The following is a 17,841-nucleotide window of genomic DNA, read 5'->3' as shown; positions in this document are numbered from 1 at the left end:
ATTAATAAAACTTGTAACCTATTCTTCTTCTTTTAAAATTTTATTTGCTATATCAGGATAGTATTTCTTAACACAATCAGGGCAAAGACTATGGGAGAATTGCGCTTCTGTAACATCAGAGAAATACTCCTCTACTCTCTTCCAATAACCTTCGTCGTTACGGATATTTTTACAGTATGAACAGATAGGAATAATACCTTCTAAAGTATTTATCTTTTCGAGGGCTAATCTTAGATCCCTATTTTTATCTTCAATAATTTGTACTTTGTCAGTTAGCTCTATTGTCCGCTCTGAAACCTTCTTTTCCAGGTTTTCAAAAAAATCCTGTAACTCCTCTGCCATGGTATTGAATGAAATAGATAGACGAGTTACTTCATTATTACCTTTAATTGGAACCCGAATGTCTAAATGGTTATTAGAGAAATATTCTGCTGTTAGTGATAAATTGCTTATAGGCCCTGTAATAGTTTTAGAGAGATATAGAGCCATAATAATAGTTAAAATAATGAACAAAATTATATAAAAGATCGAAATTATACTTATACGTTTAAAAACAGAGAGGAAAGTTTCCTCAGGAATAGAAATGTATAAGTCCCACTTAAGGTTCTCCTTTTTATAACTAGTGTGTCCTATAAGGTTGCTATCCCTACGAACAGTAGTATTATCTCCTACTGACATTAAAGAGAGGTAAATTTGTTTTAGCTGGGTGTGTCCACTCTCATCTGGTCTGAGTCTTCTTAGCTTGTTATTATCTTCTGATATAAAGTTGGCTACATTTTCAGAATTTGCTATTAAATGACCAGTATCATTTTCGACAATAAATATCACCATATTGTCTATTATCCGGTTTTCCTTCAAAAATGTGTTTATTCTATTAAGTAAAAAGTCTACACCAAAAACACCTATAATCTCCCCATCTTCCCTGTACATCGGAAGACTTGCTGTTATTGCAAGATCATTGAAAACAAAGTGTTTATAAATAGGGCTAAAAACCGCTGTTTTGTTCTCAAGGGCTGCTTTATACCATGGTCTGGTTCGACAGTCAAATCCAGGATACTCAGCTGCAACTTTTTCAGCACGACCACTATCGTTGATTGAAAAATAATGTGAGGCTCCATTGGTATCCTGATTATTTTCGACTACTTCTATAAGCCCATCTATGTTTCGACGAGCACCATAGAACTCTCCCTTTGGATCCCCAAAAAAAGACATAACTGGGCTATCCCAAATATCAAGTATTGAAGAGAAAAATGGTTCTCGAACTTCCGGAATATAAGGATCAACAATATTAAGCTCTAAATAACGGCTATTTGTACGGTTTATATGTAAAGCTTCTTCAAGGTAGGTATCTAACTCCAACTTTAACTCGTATTGGATTCGGTTCATAAGTAGGCTTACACTCTCTTTAGTAGAATCATTTGAGGCACCAGTAAAAAGAGTAAAAATACTAATACTGGAAATTATAAATAGAATAACAAGTGGTGTAACTAATAACCAACGCAAAGGTATATACAATAATAAATGTTTTATATCAATTTTAAGTTTTTTCATCTGTAACCAACCTTACACTAAAGAATCCATAATTATAATAATAAGTTATTTAATAACCTTTGTCCAAAATTAAGAGTTTGCAACAGAAAGGTCTTAAAATTAGAATTAGATCATATAAATATGATAAAAGACAAAGATTCATTTTTGTGTTAAACTTATAATATGAATCCAAAAGAATTGCCCGTATATAAAGAGAAAGAGAGAATACTAGAAGCAGTTAAAAATAATCAGGTTGTAATTGTAGAGAGTCCTACAGGATCTGGAAAAACAACCCAGCTACCACTTATATTAAACGAGGCTGGTTATACAACAAGCGGTGTTATTGGTATTACACAACCAAGAAGAATAGCAACACTCTCTGTTTCAGAGTATATGGCTAAACAGCTAAAAACAACAATCCCGGGTTATGTTGGGTATAAAATGAGGTTTGACGACCAAACAGTCCCGACAACTGCACTTAAAATAATGACAGATGGAATACTTCTCCAGGAAGTAAAAAATGACCCACTTTTATCTGCTTACAGTGTAATTATTGTAGATGAGGCCCATGAACGAAGTCTAAATATTGATTTTGTACTTGGTCTACTAAAGAGTATTTTAAGGCAAAGAGCCGATTTTAAAGTTATAATTTCATCAGCAACTTTAAATACCCAGAGTTTTTCTGATTACTTTTTTAATGCACCTATAATCTCTATAGAGACTAAACCCTACCCTGTAAATCTAATGTATCACCCACTAAAAAGTGACAATACAGATGAGCTAATAAGGGCTATAACAGAGACAGTAGAGCGTAATGTTATTAACAAAGAGAAGGGAGATGGAGATTTTTTAATCTTTCTATCCGGGGAAAAACTTATTAAAGATACTGTAACAGCCCTTGAGAGTTCAATTGTTAATAAAAAACTATTAGTAATCCCCCTATATGGTAGATTAAGTAAGGAAGAGCAGGAGAAGATTTTTGTTAAAACTCCCCTGTTTAAAACAAAGGTTGTAGTATCAACTAATATTGCAGAAACATCTGTAACAATTGATGGTATTACCTGTGTATTAGACTCTGGTTTAAGTAAACTAAATTACTACAACCCCCATACATTTACATCGTCCTTAATAGAAAACTCTATATCAAAGGCTTCGGCAGACCAAAGAAAAGGAAGGGCAGGAAGAACTGCCCCTGGAACCTGTTATAGATTTTACTCAAAAAAAGATTATGAACTAAAGGATAAATATACACCAGAAGAGATTTTTAGAACTGACCTATCCGAAGTTGTTTTAAGAATGTCAGAGATAGGAATTAGGGATTTCCACTCCTTTGACTTTTTATCATCCCCTGGGAAACAGGGTATAACAGGGGCTGTAAAAACCCTACAACAGTTTGGAGCATTAAATAGTGATAACTCTCTAAGTAGTATAGGAGAGATGATGGTACAGTTTCCCCTACTACCTAGACACTCTAGAATGATAGTAGAATCAATTTTAAGGTACCCTAATGTATTAAACGAAGTAATTATTGCAACAAGTTTTATTAGTACAAGAAGCCCCTACGCCCTACCTCCAGGGGAGGAAATAGATGCCAGGGAAGCCCATGCATCCTTTGGAGATGAAAATGGAGACTTCTCGGCCTATCTAAAACTTTTTAAAATGTTTAACCAAGCTGTAAAAAAGGATAAGTTTTGTAAAAGATTCTATTTAGATGAGAAGATAATGTTCGAAATTGTTAATATCCACGAGCAGTTAAGCTCGATTATTAGCGAAATGGGCATACCAATATCCCTAGATGCACCCTTTAGTTTTAAAGAGTATATTATTAGTTTAAGTGCTGGTTTAATACAGTTTATAGGAGCAAAAACCGGTAGAGGTATCTACCGAACTCCAACAACTGACAAGGTAATTATACACCCAGGATCCGTTCTTTTTAGGGAGAAACCAGACTTTATTGTAGCAGGAGAAATTGTAAAAACAAGCAGAATGTATGCAAGAAGTGTAAGCCCCTTAAAAAAACAGTGGATTAAGGATATATCCCAGGATTTATACCTGGACTTAATTACTGGTGGAATAATGAAGGGCTCTAATAATAAAAGGGAACGGGAGAGAGAGACACATAAAACTAAGAAAGATACTACTAATCAGATCTATTTAGGTGAGTATACATTCCCGATAAAACAGTTTAGAGGTAATAAGTATGTGGAGTTTAACTGGTTTGATATAAAACCTGCAGTAGAGAGTATAAAATGGGAAGAGATTCCATCCCTTGGTAACTTAAGAGGTGAGTTAAAGTTCAAAAACTTTGTAATTCTAAAAGAGGCAAAGGTTAATAAAATATTTAAAGCTGTAAAACTAATAAACCCTGAGTCTGAGATAATAATGGATTTTCCATCTGAGACTTTTCATATAAATAGCCTGGAGGATGTTGAGAAGTTATTAATACCATCCCTTAAATATGTTATGAATCTAACTCCTGTTAGTAAAAAGAAAAAGAGTAAAAACGAGTTAGGCTTTTTAAGCCTAAATACGGATAACAATGGAACATACTGGTTTAAGTCTACTAAGAGATTTAACACAGCATTAAACCAGAGTACCGAAGCAATTTCGGCATTGGCTAATAGCTCCAAAAACCAGGTAAAACCTGATAGTTGGAGTATTATAAATAGGGTTTATAGTAAGTTAGACTCTTTTTATCTGTAGTTAGACTATTTAAGAACACTATATAGAACATCCTCGGGAACTTCTCTAATTAGAGTCTCTCCCGGGGCTGTTTGAAGTATAAATTTAACAACTCCACCCTTTTTCTTTTTATCAAGTTTCATTGCATCTATAATATCTGTAGCTTTAACATCCGCTTCTAACCTATAGTTATAACTTTTTAATAAACTGAGAATCCTACTATGATAATCCTTAGAAACAATACCTAGTTCCAGGGAAGTATCCATGGCCTTAGTTATACCCCAAACGACACCCTCTCCATGACTAAATGTTGAAAAACCGGTAACACTCTCTAGGGCGTGACCAAATGTATGCCCTAAATTAAGGTTTGCTCTAACTGATTTCTCATATAGATCTTCCTCTACAATTCTCCCCTTAACCTTAATACAGCTATTAATTATATAGTTTAAGGACTCTTTCTTTAAATCCAAAATATCATCTCTACTATTTTCTATATACTCTAAAAGTTCTACATCCCCAATCATAGCAGACTTAATTACCTCTGCAAGACCGGATAAAAACTCCCTTTTACTTAGGGTTTTTAAACTGTCTACTGCAATCCTTAACTCCTTAGCTGGATAAAAACTACCAACTAAATTTTTATACCCCTTAAAATCAACTCCAGTTTTACCACCAAGGGCTGCATCGGCCATGGATAAAAGGGTTGTGGGAATAAGGGTTACAGAACAACCTCGCATAAATAGAGATGCAGCAAAAGCTGTCATATCACATATTACACCACCACCTACACCTACAAAGTTAGCGTCCCTAGCTAGTTCTAAATCAACTGCCTTAGTAAGTATTTTATCTATGCTCTCCCAGGATTTAAACTCCTCCCCTGGGGGTAGAATTACACAACGATCTAAGTATTTTTTAGGGATTAAATAGGATGTATTTTCATCTGCGATAAAAAGTGATCCACTATCAGGTATAAGGTTTTCTAGTTCGTAAAAACCTACTGCTGTTTTAAACTGTCCAAAATTAAATTCATAACTACTCATATATTTATCATATCAAGAATTAATATATGACTAAAGTAGTTTATATGATATATTATTTCCATGAAGAAATTACTACTTATTTTACTTACATTTTTGTATGGAATAACATTTTTAGTAGCAGAGAATGTATCATATAATATTTCTGATATAAAATATGATATAAAGGGTTCTACTAAACCATACTTTTTAGAAAAGAGACTTGGAATAACAAAGGATATAACCTTTAATTCCATAGAAGAGATTGAAATTTACGTTGCAACATTAAAGCAGAGCCTTGATAACTTAAGAATATTTGAAGATTCAGATGTAACATACAGTTTAATAGGTAATAGCGTTACCATTAGTATATATCTAGATGAAGCATGGGGTATAATACCCTTTGGATACCCTAAGTATAACTCTGAAACCGGTGGTAGAGTTGCAATGAAACTCTATTGGTACAATAGTTTAGGAACCTTAACAAATACACTTATTCAAGGTGGCGTAAATATTGGTCTTAATAGTGAAACTAATGAGTTAGAGGTTCTAACCTGGGATACAAGTTTATCGGTGGATAAGATACTTATTTTAGATAGATTTTATAATATATCCTACAACCAAACCCTAGAAAGGAGTAACAAGGATGACTATGAGTGGAGTTATTTAAAGTCTAAATTAAGCCTTAGCTCAACATTTAACTTTATTAAGGGGTATAACTACTCCCCTAAAATCTCTATTATAGCAGAGTACGATCATAAACCTGTAAACAGTATAACAAGTGACGCTATAATTAATGAGTATAAAGTTCCATTATCACTATCATATAGCCATGGCCTAGGGAAAAGCAGTGTAAACTGGATAGGGAACTTTAGGGACGGTTACAGCTATGGAATTAGTAACTCAATATCCCTTGTACAGACACATACTAAAGAGATAAAACCAACTACAGAGTTCTCTTTAAGTGGATCCTATTTTAAAACCTTTGGAGACCTACCAATATCAATTGGTTCTAAACTAATAAGCACTATATCGGTTAATAGTGAGTTATTAGGATTAGGAGGAAATGTAAGAGGTGTCCCTAGTGGAGACTTATACGGTACATTTGGAATCTTTTCTAATAACAACGTTTTTATTAGGGTTATAAAGTTGGAAAATATTGCAGAGGCTATATTTAGTCCCCACCTGGATTTTGGTATTACAGACTACCTAAAACCAAAAATTGGTACAGGAGCAGACTTTATACTCTATGTGGATAAGTTAAAATCCCTTGTAGCTAGGGGCTCTATATCCCTAAATCTTTCAGACTTCGACTCAGGTACATTTGACTGGAAGGAAGATTTAGAGATAGATATTACTAGTAGCTTATTCTTTTAAACTAGCTTTAGCCCTTTTAAAACTTTTATGTTTTTTTAAACGAACTGGGTTTTCTATTAGATGTTTATATCTCTCTTCCCACTCATCTAATATAAATCCTAGTTCATGGGTTTTAACAGATTCTAAACAGTTTTTAGAGAACTGTTCATATAAACTATCGTCTGATAGAATTTTAATAATAACCTCTGCCATAGCCTTGGAGTCATCCTTTGGTACAATAAAACCACTATAATTATCCTCTATAACTCCTGGCATACCCATAGAGTCTGGACCAATACATGGAATCCCATTTGCCTTGGCCTCAAGAACAGTTACAGGCTGGTTCTCGGTTTTAGATGCTGTAACAAATAGACGGGATGCACCAAAAAGACCAGAGACTTTTAACTCATTATTAGGTATTGAACCAAGGAAGATAATTCGATCCTCTAGATTTGCCTCTTTAACAAAGGCCTTACTCTCTAGAAAAAATGGGCCATTTCCAACAATTAAGAACTTTGTTGTTTTATCTGTTTTACAAACCTCTTTATATGACTCTAATAGAATCATCATATTCTTCTCGATAGAGACTCTACCAACATATAGAACGATATGACCATTAGGATTATATTTAGCCTTAATCTCATCTTTTTTACTATTATCAAAGCAGGAAAGGTTAATACCATTAGATACAGTAATGACCCTCTGTCTGCATCCGTTTTTAATTAATTCATTAGTTGTAAAATCCGAAGGTGTTGTAATTAGGTGGGCTCTATTGTAAAAGGCGTTACTATATTGCCATGCAAATTTTTGAGTTGCAGGACCAGCGTGGGGAAAAAACTGCCTTATATAACTTAACTCACTAATAAAAGTATGATATGTACCAATCATTGGTTTTTTTAATAACTTTGCAACTAAAATACCAAAAACGGATACTGTTATAGGAGTCATAAAATGTACAATATCAATATCCTCTTCCTTTAACTTTTTAAAAGATGGTTTATGCATTATAGCAGACCATTTAAAACCCTCATAAAAAGAAGCATTAATAGCAGGAAGTCTTAGAACCTCAATATCCTTATACTGGAACTCTGTATAATCACCCTTATCCTCTGGTGCTACAATAAAAACCTTATGACCTCTATCGGTCATTCCCTTTGCTAGATCTGTTAATGATGTTACAACCCCGTTAATTTGTGGGTAAAATGTATCAGTAAAAATCGCAATCTTCATCTTTTATTAATTCCTTTTAGGTAATTTTTTTTATATACCACTCAATAATGGCTTGTATCCTTTTTCTAACAGAATCAGGTATATTAACTTTTCTACCAAGAACATTCTCTACCTTTGGAGGATCTTTAATCTGCACAACAGAGTAAAGAAGTAGTTTATCTTGATTAGGGATTATCATATAATCAACACGTAGACTTCCCTCATCCAACGCCTTAAAAATTTTAAAGACAGACAGGTCTGTAATATTATCCATTTGATTCCATATAATACCCTTCTTAGTTCTACTTATTAATGAGTAGTAATTACTACCAAATGTAGAGTCCTTTTGAAAAAGGGTATATCTCCTTAGTTCTTTAACCTCATTAATTACAGGATCACTTATCTTCTCTTTTTTATTTGAATAACTCTCCACCATATATGACTTTTCTATTAGAGGGTACATTTTATTTCTATTAAAAGAGAAGTACTCAATACCAACCTGGTCTGAAACTGCCAATATATTCTCTTGTAAAAATTTAGTTAACTTTTCACCTTCAAAATTTGGTTTATCAAACTCAAATAGAAGTTCAATACATAACTCAGGTTTATACTCATTAACTTCTTTCAAAAATTCGCTTTTAAGAGGGTAATCTTTAGGTATTAATCTAAACCCATCCTTATACTTAACATCACTCTCCTTTAGATAGGATTGTTTGTTAAAAAGCTCTTTTTGCCCATCTGTTAAGTCTGGCATTAAACTATTAAATGCAGATATATCCAATGTTAACAGTAAAAGTAGTGTAATAAAAATATTTTTCATTCTTCTTCCTTAAAAATTAATTTTCTCTGATATTATATAATCAGGTCTATCCTTTACTTCATCAAAAACCCTTCCTAAATAAATACCAATAAAACCTAAACTTAATAACTGTATTCCACTAAAAAATATAACAACAATCATTAATGAGGCCCAACCCGGGACAGTGGTTATACTATTAGAAAAGTGGGAGATAAATACATATACACTTAGTATAATTCCTACTATTATGTTTAGAGTTCCTAAACCGATGGCAATTTCAAGTGGTTTTTTAGTAAAGGACATAATGCCATTAGAAGCAAATTTTAACATCTTGGAAAGAGGATATTTTGTCTCTCCAGCTAACCTTTGATCCCTTTTATAATAAAATGGAACCTGTTTATAACCTACCCATGTAATTAGTCCACGTATATATGTCTTTTTCTCTTTTAATTTTTTAAACTCTTCAATTACCGATCTATCAATTAACCTAAAATCACCAGTGTCTAATGGAAGTTTTATTTCAGAAACTGAATTCAAGAACCTATAAAAAAGCTTAGCTGTAACTTTTTTAAAGAAGGACTCCCCTTTACGACTCTCTCGAACTGCATATACTACATTTGCTTCTTCTTTTAAATAGACATCTATCATATCTGGTATTAGTTCTGGAGGATCCTGCATATCTGCATCCATTATTATGGCAATATCCCCACTACATAGCTCAATACCAGCTGTTACTGCAGGCTGGTGACCAAAATTTCTAGAAAGATTAATAACTTTAACAGTGTCATTCTTACTAGATATCTCTTTTAATATGTTATAAGTATTGTCTTTACTACCATCATTAACTAAAACTATTTCATATTGATAACTAATACGTTCCATAACTTTATAAATCCGTTGGTAGGCTAGTGAAATAACTTCCTCTTCATTGTAACATGGAATTATAATACTAACTTTCATATAAAGACTCCTTTTTAAATGTAAAAAACTTACTTAAGATAAAATTTAATCCTGTGTAAAAAACCATACCAATAATTTGAGATATATCGACATTTATATATAATCTCTCCTTAAGGATTATTAAGAGCCCTAATTGTAGTGTGTAACACATTATAAAAACAAGAACAAACCTTAATCCCTGGGATCTAAATTTACCCCTACTTTTAAATGTCCAAGACCTATTTAGAAAAAAACTATTAATAAGACCTAAAATATAACCTATAGCATTTGCAACTATATAATTTACAGAAAATATTTTTGTCAAAATAAAAATAGATCCAATTGTTATACCAGTATTTATAAGCCCAACAATGGAAAATTTAGCGGCCTGTTTAATTATTTGCATTTATTTCCTTTTTTTTAGTAGCAATATATCAACTATATTACCATCAAAAGTAGAGAAAGAGTCAACTTTTTCTTCTAAATAATCCTTCATAAATGTATCATTCCACTCTTTTTGATCCATTATGTTATCTCTGTAATCCTTAGTACTTATAAGATAGAGCTCATTTGGAACTTCATAGACTTCTCGATTACCCCTTTTAAAATATCCATATTCATGGAATTCCCTATCTTTAAGAGCAAACCAAGCCCCGGGATTTCCCAATATAAACCTTCCATCCTTGGGAATAGATGATTGTAGAGAGGCTTCATACTCTTTTTGACTAAAACTATGGTTAGTATAATATAAAAAACCGTACTGGGGTATTAGATAACATAGTAGCAGTATCCAAAATATTTTTTCCTGTTTAATATTTGTAACAATAAACGCTATTAACAATAAAACTGAAGGGTAGACAAAAGCTGTATAGTGATAATTTCCCCGTCTAAATATAAATGTGGATAGAATAGTACATATAAAAAAAGGAAGTATAAAACTATCAATCTTATACAATTTCTTCTTAAAAAATATAATTAATGAGACCAATACTATTACTAGTTCAGGCAAATGTCTCCAAGCAAACTTCATCTTCCAAAAATAAGAGTAAAAAGTATGGCCTACCATCTCACTTGTAGTTTGGGAAAAGAAGTATTCTAAATATTCTCTCTGTAAAAAAAAGTAATACACCAAGCCAACAGATACACCAAGTAAAAAAACTATAGCACCTTTTACATAGAATAGAGGTCTATCCCTCATATCTTTAAAAATAGATATTAAATAGGCCAATATATATAAAAAGTAGGTAAGGGATATAACATGCACTTCAAATGCTATAATAGATAGAAGTCCTGCAAAAAAGTAGTGTTTTTTAATAAACAGATAAAATGCAAAGCTAATTATACATAGTGCTAAAGAGTCAGATCTTAACTTATTACCTAAAGCAAAATATATCTCCATAATTAGAAATAATATAGAAACTATTTTTGCCATCTTTTTTGAATAACCAAGATTTACTGTTATTTTAAACCAGATAAAGGCTGTTAACCAAGTTAAACTAGTAGATATAATTACAGCGTTTGATCTACTCCAGCCAATAAGTTCAAGAATAATACCATAAAAGTAGGCATACCCCCGTCCAAAAAGTATTGATCCCCTTGTATTTACATAACCAAAAACATAGTCGGTAACGTCGTTGAATTTCATTAAACGGTATGCCCAGGATAGGGTCCATGCATCATCTAAATATTCAGGCATATACTTTAAGTGAAATATCCAATAGAGGGCTGCGATAAAGAGATATGGAATGTAAAAACTAACCCTTTTTTTCCCTAACATAATACTCCCTTGTATATCCTAACAGCTTCTTCTAACACTAAAGACTCATCTATTGAGTCAAGGGAATTTACATCATCTACAACATACTCAAAACCTAGATGAAGACAACCTGCCCCCTTAGTTGTGGCAGTAAAATCTGTTTTGTTATTACATATAGGTCCCCACCTTAAGGGTGATGTTGGTCCATGTAGGCCTATAACATATTTATTATATGCTGCAGCCATATGCATAATACCAGTATTTACACTAATAACAAGTGTAGATTTTTGTAAAACTTCTCCAGCTTGTTTTAAATTAGTTTTGCCTGCTAGAACTTCAATCTTACTAGAATTTTTACAACTAGAAACAATCCTATTACAAGGTTCTACATCTACTGGAGCTCCAGTTAGTTTAACATTGATACCATTATCAGTTAAACCATTAATTAAATTTACCCACTTATAGTCACTCCACTCCTTATAAAAAGCCTTATATCCACTTGGAAACATATGAACAACAACATAGGGATTTTCTAAGTTAGGTGTCGAATCCCCTAATGATGGTATAGATTCAGAAACTACATCAAACTCCTTAACAACTCTTCTAAGATTATCAATTTCGTGGTTAGTATCCAAATGGTCAACAACTTTATCATAAACAAAATGCCTATGTTGATTTATTGATTTAAACCCAACTCTGTATTTAGATTTAGCAAAATAGGATAAAATAGAGTTTAACCTTGGCCAGGGTCCAAAATCTATAAAGATATCAAAACTATTTGATCTAATTATTTTTAGACTTTTTAAGGGATTATTAACAGGGATTACAACTAGTTTAAAACTAGGTAGTGCCATCTCAAATGTAGCCTTATTTGTTTTTCCACAAAATATTGTAATGTCGGAACCTGGGTATCTTTTTTTTAAATCCTTTAATATGGGGGAGATTAAAAGAGTATCTCCAATAGCTGCTGTAGCAAGAACTCCAACACTATTAAATCTCTCTGGTTTTTTCCTTTTAAAATGAAATAATCCTAATAGGAAAACTATTGGTATTCCCAAGTATCTATCAAAAAACCTTAAACTACTGTTTCCTCTATCACACATATGCTTGTTTAATCCTATCTATTAAGCTAGTAGTTGAGAATCCTTCAAGAAACTCTATTGTCTTTGTCTCCTTTGCAAACTCACGACCAACTATATCTTCTATATTATAATCACCACCTTTAACTAAAATATCAGGTGAAATCCTTTTAATTAACTGGTAAGGTGTATCTTCATTAAAAATCTCTACAGCATCTACACAACCTAGGGCTTCTAACATAGTTTTACGAACTTGTTCACTATTAACAGGTCTATCTTTACCCTTTAATCTTCTAACAGACTCATCGGAATTAAGTCCAATTATTAGATAATCCCCAAGTTCTTTAGCCTTCTGCATATAATCTACATGGCCTGGATGTAGTAGATCAAAACAACCATTGGTAAAAACAATTTTTTTGTGGTTCTTTTTAAGGTCTATAATAGTGCTGTTAAGGGTTTTACTATCCGATGATTTTTCCAATAACTCTTCCATTTTTATTGGCCAGGTACCTACATGTCCAACAACAATACCCGCAGCAAAGTTAGCTATATTAATTGCATCTTTTATATCTAAACCCGCTGTTAGAAACCTTATTACACCTGCTACAACCGTATCACCAGCACCAGAAACATCAAATACATCCTTAGCCATTGTAGGAAAATGTTCAGTTGTATTCCTATTTATAAGGGTCATCCCTTTTTCGCTTCTTGTTATAATTATATTAGTTAGGTTAAATCTATTTAAAAGCTCCAGACCTACCCTTTCAACTTCACTATCATTATTAGGTATCTCCATACCATAAACATCTCCAACCTCTTTAAGGTTTGGGGTTAAAACTGTGGCTCCCTTATACTTTTCCCAATTAGACCCCTTTGGATCTACTATTGTTGGTATATTTAAATTTGCAGCTCTTTTAATTACATTTTGACACACAGAATCTGAACAGACGCCCTTAGCATAATCGGATAAAACAATACCGTTAAAATTAGACAAATCTATATTATTAATATCACTTAGAAGATTATCTAGTTCCAAGCTTGTAGGAGAAAAACTCTCCTCTTCATCGATTCTTACAATCTGTTGCTGCCCAGATATTAGTCTAGTTTTAGTTATGGTATTCCTAGACCAAATTGTAGGCCTAAGTTCAATATTTTTATAACCTTCTAAGTCTAAACTTAGAAGATCTAAGGATTCATCCCTCCCTGTAAAACCTACAATTGTAACATCCGAGTTTAATCCAGATATATTTACAGCAACATTTCCAGCTCCTCCTGGATTATGTTTTTTATTTTTTACCTTTAATACAGGAACAGGAGCTTCCGGGCTAATTCTTTTAACTTCTCCTAAAATATACTTATCAATCATAACATCCCCAATAATTAGATAGTTTAATCTAGAATTAAGGGACTCTTTAATAGTTTTAAACATTAGGAAACATCTCCTTCTCTACTAATTCACATATAATGTGCCCGGCAAGGATATGACCTTCTTGTATTCTTGGTGTATTCGAGGATGGTATTTTAACCATTACATCACAAATATCATCCATTATTCCAAGATTTTCTCCTGTAAAACCTATTGTTTTAATACCTATTTCTTTACAGAGTTTAACTGCATTTACAATATTTTTTGAGTTTCCACTAGTTGAGATGCCTACAAAGACATCACCTTTACGACCCTTACCCTCTATTGCCCTTGAAAAGATATTATCGTAACCATAATCGTTTGCAACAGCTGTAATAGTTGAAGTATTTACAGTAATAGCCTCAGCCTTTAATGATTTTCTATTTAAATAAAACCGTCCAACAAGTTCTGCAGCTAAATGTTGTGCATCCGCTGCACTCCCGCCATTTCCTGCAAAAAATATTGATCCATCACAATTTTTATAACTATCTAGTATAATTTTAACACTAGTGTTTATAGATTCTATTATTTTGGTAGACTCTACCATCTTTTTTTTAACTGATGAGGATTCACCTAACCGTTGTAAAATAATTTCGTTATAACTCACTATTTATCTCCCAAAAAATATCATCTACTGTAGTATAAGTACCAGGTTCTCCCCTATTATACTCACTCTCTAAAATATAACACTTAAGTGACTCAAGTTCTATTATATCACTAAACTTATCACCAATCATAAACGACCTACTAATATCAATATTATGATCTTTAGCTGCCTTTAAAAACATTCCTGGCTTTGGTTTCCTATCATAAGAGTCCACATTAAAGGGCTCTACAACCCCATCTTTATGATATGGACAGAAGTAGGTATCAGTTATATATACTCCTAAAAATGATAATCTATTAATCAGCTCTTTTTGAAACTCTTTATACTGATCCATAGTAAACTTTCCCTTAGAGATACCTGCTTGATTTGTAACAATAATAAGTTTAAAACCAAGCTCTAAAAAATGTTTTAAATAAGGTATAATTTCATTATTAATAATAAGATCTTCAATCTTATGGGGATAGGATACATCTTTTATGATTATTCCATCCCTATCTAAAAATAGAGCCCTATTCATTTAACTATTTTTTACATCGATAGTGTTACCATCATTTTTATAGATAACACCACATGATTCACATTTTAAGTTCTTAGGTAATTTCTCACCACATTTACATATCCAACCATGTTGTCTAGCTGGATTACCATACATTAAAGCGTAGGGTAGTACATTTTTTGTAACAACACTACCAGCACCGATAAAAGAGAATTCCCCTAGGGTAACACCACAAACTATTGTTGCATTAGCGCCAATTGATGCCCCAGTTTTAACCCGAGTTTCCAAGTATTCATTTTTTCGCTGAACAAAAGCTCTAGGATTGATCACATTAGTAAAAACACATGATGGGCCACAAAAAACATCATCTTCTAATATTACATCATCGTATACAGAGACATTATTTTGAATTCTAACACCATTACCAATTATTGCCTTACTTCCAATATTTACATTTTGACCTATGGAACAGTTTTCCCCAATAACACTATTTGGCATAATATGTGTAAAATGCCATATTTTGGTTCCAGGACCTATTTTACACCCGTCATCAACATAACTAGACTCATGAATAAAATATTCAGTCTCCATTTTCACACTCCTTTATAAACTCTTTATACTCTTTTTTTCTCTGTGGATGGGAATAGAAATGAAAGTCAATTTTAGAATCAACCTTCTCGCCCCTCTCTATAACATCCTTAACCATAACTGCAAACTCTTCCGCATCTTTAGGAAATAGAACACCCATACCATCAAACTCGCTTAATTCACCTGTTAAATATGAAACAACAGGAAGCTTAAAATACATAAAGTTTAGGTATTTAGAAGTAAAACCAACCCACTCCATAGCATCCCATGGCTTAAATGGAAAAATTGCTACATCTGCGTATTTTATATATGAAAGGTAGACATCCCTAGGTTCAAACCCATGGTAATAAAAATTCTCAATTTTATTTAGTTTTTTTAGATCCCAGGGGGTAATACAGTTTCCAAATATATGAACATCAAGATTATCATTTTTTAAACAGATACTTTTTAATGTTGGAGCATCTAGTTTAGTTAAACCAACATATATAGCGTTTTTTCTATCTCCCCTATATGGATTAGAAAGATTAACATCCTTTGGAAATGAATAGCCATTTCTTATAACCCTAACCTTTTTTTGTGTCTGGCTATCTAGTAAATTTTTAAATCTATCCTTTACTACAATAATCTTTGTTGCTCTACTGTAAACTTTATCCTCAAGGGCGATATAGTATCTGTTTTTCCCTAGTACATGCCGAACAGAGTCTGATTGTCTATATATAATTTTAGTCTTATGGGGGATTTTATCTAATAGAAAGAGGGGTTTACCACTCTCTAATACAACATAGTCGTATTTACTAAAATCTATAAAACTCGCTTTTTTCTGCTGATACTTTACCATTATGTTAAATAAAAACCTTGGAAACCACTTCATAAAACCATCAACATATGGAATAAGGGCTTTTTTAGAGGTAAACTCTGTAACCTTAGTATCAAAAGAGTTTGATTTATTTACAGAATAAAAGACGTTTGGAAACTTTAAATGGTTAGTATCCCAATCCTCTTCTTCAAAACACTCTGTTAAAACATCCATACCTCGTCCTGTTTTAGAGTATGGATATGGAGATACTAAAAGTACCTTTTTCATTTTTTTCCCCCCGATAGATTTAATATAGAAGTATATAAAGAGTCCCAACCAGCCCAAGTAAGTCTATCAAAACTAGAATTATGGAATAAAATAGTTAGGGGCATTGAATACTTAACGGATTTCTCTTTAAAGAGTTTAAAGTAGTCTAGGCTCTTCTCTGGTGTAACTTTTAAGTAGTCTCTAAAAGTACCATCCATAAATATAAGAGGCCGCTCCTTTACAGTAGAAGGTCTATTTTTTTCTAAGTTAAATAGTGTAAATATATTACCAGTACCACACCTATAACCTGGAGCATTATGATAGCCAAGTGTTGAATCAAGCTCCATATTCCCCTCTTCCCACATAGTCAGAGTAGATTTGGGGAGCCATCTTAAATAGTGTTGCCGGCCCTCAACAATATTACAATTTGTAAAAGTTTTTGCTTTATCTAGTTCAAGAAGCCACTGTTTTTTCTCTATAGCGGAACTATATGATGGATGTATACCAACTATATGACCTCTTCTCTTAATTTTGTCTATAATATTTCTAATTAGTGGGTCTTTAAGATTAAAATCCCTATCCATTCTATCCTTTCCACCTACTAAAAGATAAAAATGAGACTTTATCCCCGCCCTCTCTGACAGATCCATTATCCAATCAAAACTATCCCAGGGATTACTTCCAAGTAACATTAATCTACCTAAAAATCTTTTGATGGAGGCGTGTTTAACAATATCGCCTAAATACCTTTTAACTCGGTGAAATCTAATCATATCAATATCATGGGTTGTTACTAGTTCCCAATTCTTCTCTTCTTTAATTGATGAGTAACCTAATTCAACTAAAATATTCCATATCCAGGTTATATACTCATTTACTACTGGTCGATCTAAAAAGTTATTTTTATATGAAAGGCTATCGGTAGCCGAGAAACGTCCATTTGGTGCTAAATCACTTAAAACCGACTCTTCCCACCTACTTAACATAAAAAAGCTAGAGGAGAAGATATCTATGGGAAGGGTTACTACATTACCACTTCTATTATACTCTCCATGGGTAAATATTCCAGGAATATCTTTTTCAGGAGTAAATGGAAGTTCATAAAAGTTAACTACCTTGGGTATATCCTCTTTGTTATACTTATCCTTAAGTAAATCTGGAATTATTATAAGTCCATTATCAAAGCCTATTGTCCAGGAATCTTTATTAGAAGGTGTAAATGTATACTCTATACCTAGGATCTCATTAAATAGAACATGACATATATACTCTCTTTGAACTCTATTATTATCTGGACCTTCTACTCTTATCAATTT

The 17,841-nt window shown here is 32.6% G+C and carries 16 protein-coding genes; 2 read left to right on the top strand and 14 right to left on the bottom strand.

Annotated features, from left to right (window positions below; all coding sequences use genetic code 11):
* Positions 1-18: 18 nt before the first annotated feature.
* Positions 19-1,551, bottom strand: coding sequence for a cache domain-containing protein (locus EW093_RS13570; RefSeq protein ID WP_149568930.1), 1,533 nt, complete (start codon positions 1,549-1,551; stop codon positions 19-21).
* A gap of 162 nt (positions 1,552-1,713) precedes the next feature.
* Here EW093_RS13570 and EW093_RS13565 point away from each other — a divergent pair, with 162 nt between their 5' ends.
* Positions 1,714-4,233, top strand: a complete 2,520-nt coding sequence (locus EW093_RS13565; protein ID WP_149568929.1) for an oligonucleotide/oligosaccharide-binding fold domain-containing protein — start codon at positions 1,714-1,716, stop codon at positions 4,231-4,233.
* Positions 4,234-4,238: 5 nt separating this feature from the next.
* On the opposite strand, the gene EW093_RS13560 is transcribed toward EW093_RS13565, so the two are convergent.
* On the bottom strand, positions 4,239-5,252 hold the full coding sequence (locus EW093_RS13560) for a 3-dehydroquinate synthase (protein WP_149568928.1): 1,014 nt from the start codon (positions 5,250-5,252) through the stop codon (positions 4,239-4,241).
* Positions 5,253-5,312: 60 nt separating this feature from the next.
* On the opposite strand from EW093_RS13560, the gene EW093_RS13555 reads away from it, so the two are divergent.
* Positions 5,313-6,605, top strand: coding sequence for a hypothetical protein (locus EW093_RS13555; RefSeq protein WP_149568927.1), 1,293 nt, complete (start codon positions 5,313-5,315; stop codon positions 6,603-6,605).
* Here the strand turns inward: EW093_RS13555 and EW093_RS13550 are convergent.
* The 12 genes from EW093_RS13550 to EW093_RS13495 are packed head-to-tail and all read right to left on the bottom strand — an operon-like array spanning position 6,594 to position 17,838.
* On the bottom strand, positions 6,594-7,814 hold the full coding sequence (locus EW093_RS13550; RefSeq protein WP_149568926.1) for a glycosyltransferase: 1,221 nt from the start codon (positions 7,812-7,814) through the stop codon (positions 6,594-6,596). The genes EW093_RS13555 and EW093_RS13550 overlap by 12 nt on opposite strands.
* A 16-nt stretch (positions 7,815-7,830) precedes the next feature.
* Positions 7,831-8,613 carry a DUF6675 family protein gene (locus tag EW093_RS13545; protein ID WP_149568925.1) on the bottom strand — a complete coding sequence of 261 codons (783 nt, stop codon included), beginning with the start codon at positions 8,611-8,613 and terminating at the stop codon, positions 7,831-7,833.
* Between the two features lie 9 nt (positions 8,614-8,622).
* Entirely contained in the window at positions 8,623-9,552 is a 930-nt protein-coding gene (locus tag EW093_RS13540) for a glycosyltransferase family 2 protein (protein ID WP_149568924.1), read from the bottom strand.
* Positions 9,542-9,937: a GtrA family protein gene (locus EW093_RS13535; protein WP_149568923.1), complete on the bottom strand. Its 396-nt coding sequence runs from the start codon at positions 9,935-9,937 to the stop codon at positions 9,542-9,544. Before EW093_RS13535 ends, EW093_RS13540 begins: the two co-directional genes overlap by 11 nt.
* Entirely contained in the window at positions 9,938-11,308 is a 1,371-nt protein-coding gene (locus EW093_RS13530) for a hypothetical protein (protein ID WP_149568922.1), read from the bottom strand.
* Entirely contained in the window at positions 11,302-12,390 is a 1,089-nt protein-coding gene (locus EW093_RS13525) for a glycosyltransferase family 9 protein (RefSeq protein ID WP_149568921.1), read from the bottom strand. Before EW093_RS13525 ends, EW093_RS13530 begins: the two co-directional genes overlap by 7 nt.
* Positions 12,383-13,795, bottom strand: a complete 1,413-nt coding sequence (gene rfaE2, locus EW093_RS13520) for a D-glycero-beta-D-manno-heptose 1-phosphate adenylyltransferase (RefSeq protein ID WP_149568920.1) — start codon at positions 13,793-13,795, stop codon at positions 12,383-12,385. The genes EW093_RS13525 and rfaE2 overlap by 8 nt, the downstream gene beginning before the upstream one ends.
* Positions 13,788-14,378: a D-sedoheptulose-7-phosphate isomerase gene (locus EW093_RS13515; RefSeq protein WP_223111611.1), complete on the bottom strand. Its 591-nt coding sequence runs from the start codon at positions 14,376-14,378 to the stop codon at positions 13,788-13,790. Before EW093_RS13515 ends, rfaE2 begins: the two co-directional genes overlap by 8 nt.
* The gene (locus tag EW093_RS13510; RefSeq protein WP_149568919.1) at positions 14,368-14,895 is read right to left on the bottom strand and encodes a D-glycero-alpha-D-manno-heptose-1,7-bisphosphate 7-phosphatase; all 528 of its coding nucleotides are present in this window, start codon (positions 14,893-14,895) and stop codon (positions 14,368-14,370) included. Before EW093_RS13510 ends, EW093_RS13515 begins: the two co-directional genes overlap by 11 nt.
* The gene (locus EW093_RS13505) at positions 14,896-15,465 is read right to left on the bottom strand and encodes an acyltransferase (protein ID WP_149568918.1); all 570 of its coding nucleotides are present in this window, start codon (positions 15,463-15,465) and stop codon (positions 14,896-14,898) included.
* Positions 15,455-16,546: a GumK N-terminal domain-containing glycosyltransferase gene (locus EW093_RS13500; protein ID WP_149568917.1), complete on the bottom strand. Its 1,092-nt coding sequence runs from the start codon at positions 16,544-16,546 to the stop codon at positions 15,455-15,457. Before EW093_RS13500 ends, EW093_RS13505 begins: the two co-directional genes overlap by 11 nt.
* Positions 16,543-17,838: a polysaccharide deacetylase family protein gene (locus EW093_RS13495; protein WP_149568916.1), complete on the bottom strand. Its 1,296-nt coding sequence runs from the start codon at positions 17,836-17,838 to the stop codon at positions 16,543-16,545. Before EW093_RS13495 ends, EW093_RS13500 begins: the two co-directional genes overlap by 4 nt.
* Between the last annotated feature and the right edge of the window lie 3 nt (positions 17,839-17,841).

Source organism: Thiospirochaeta perfilievii, from assembly GCF_008329945.1.
In the GTDB taxonomy this organism is placed as follows: Bacteria; Spirochaetota; Spirochaetia; order DSM-2461; family DSM-2461; genus Thiospirochaeta; species Thiospirochaeta perfilievii.
The sequence above is the reverse complement of the archived record's forward strand: the minus strand, read 5'-3'. Positions and strand labels throughout refer to the sequence as shown.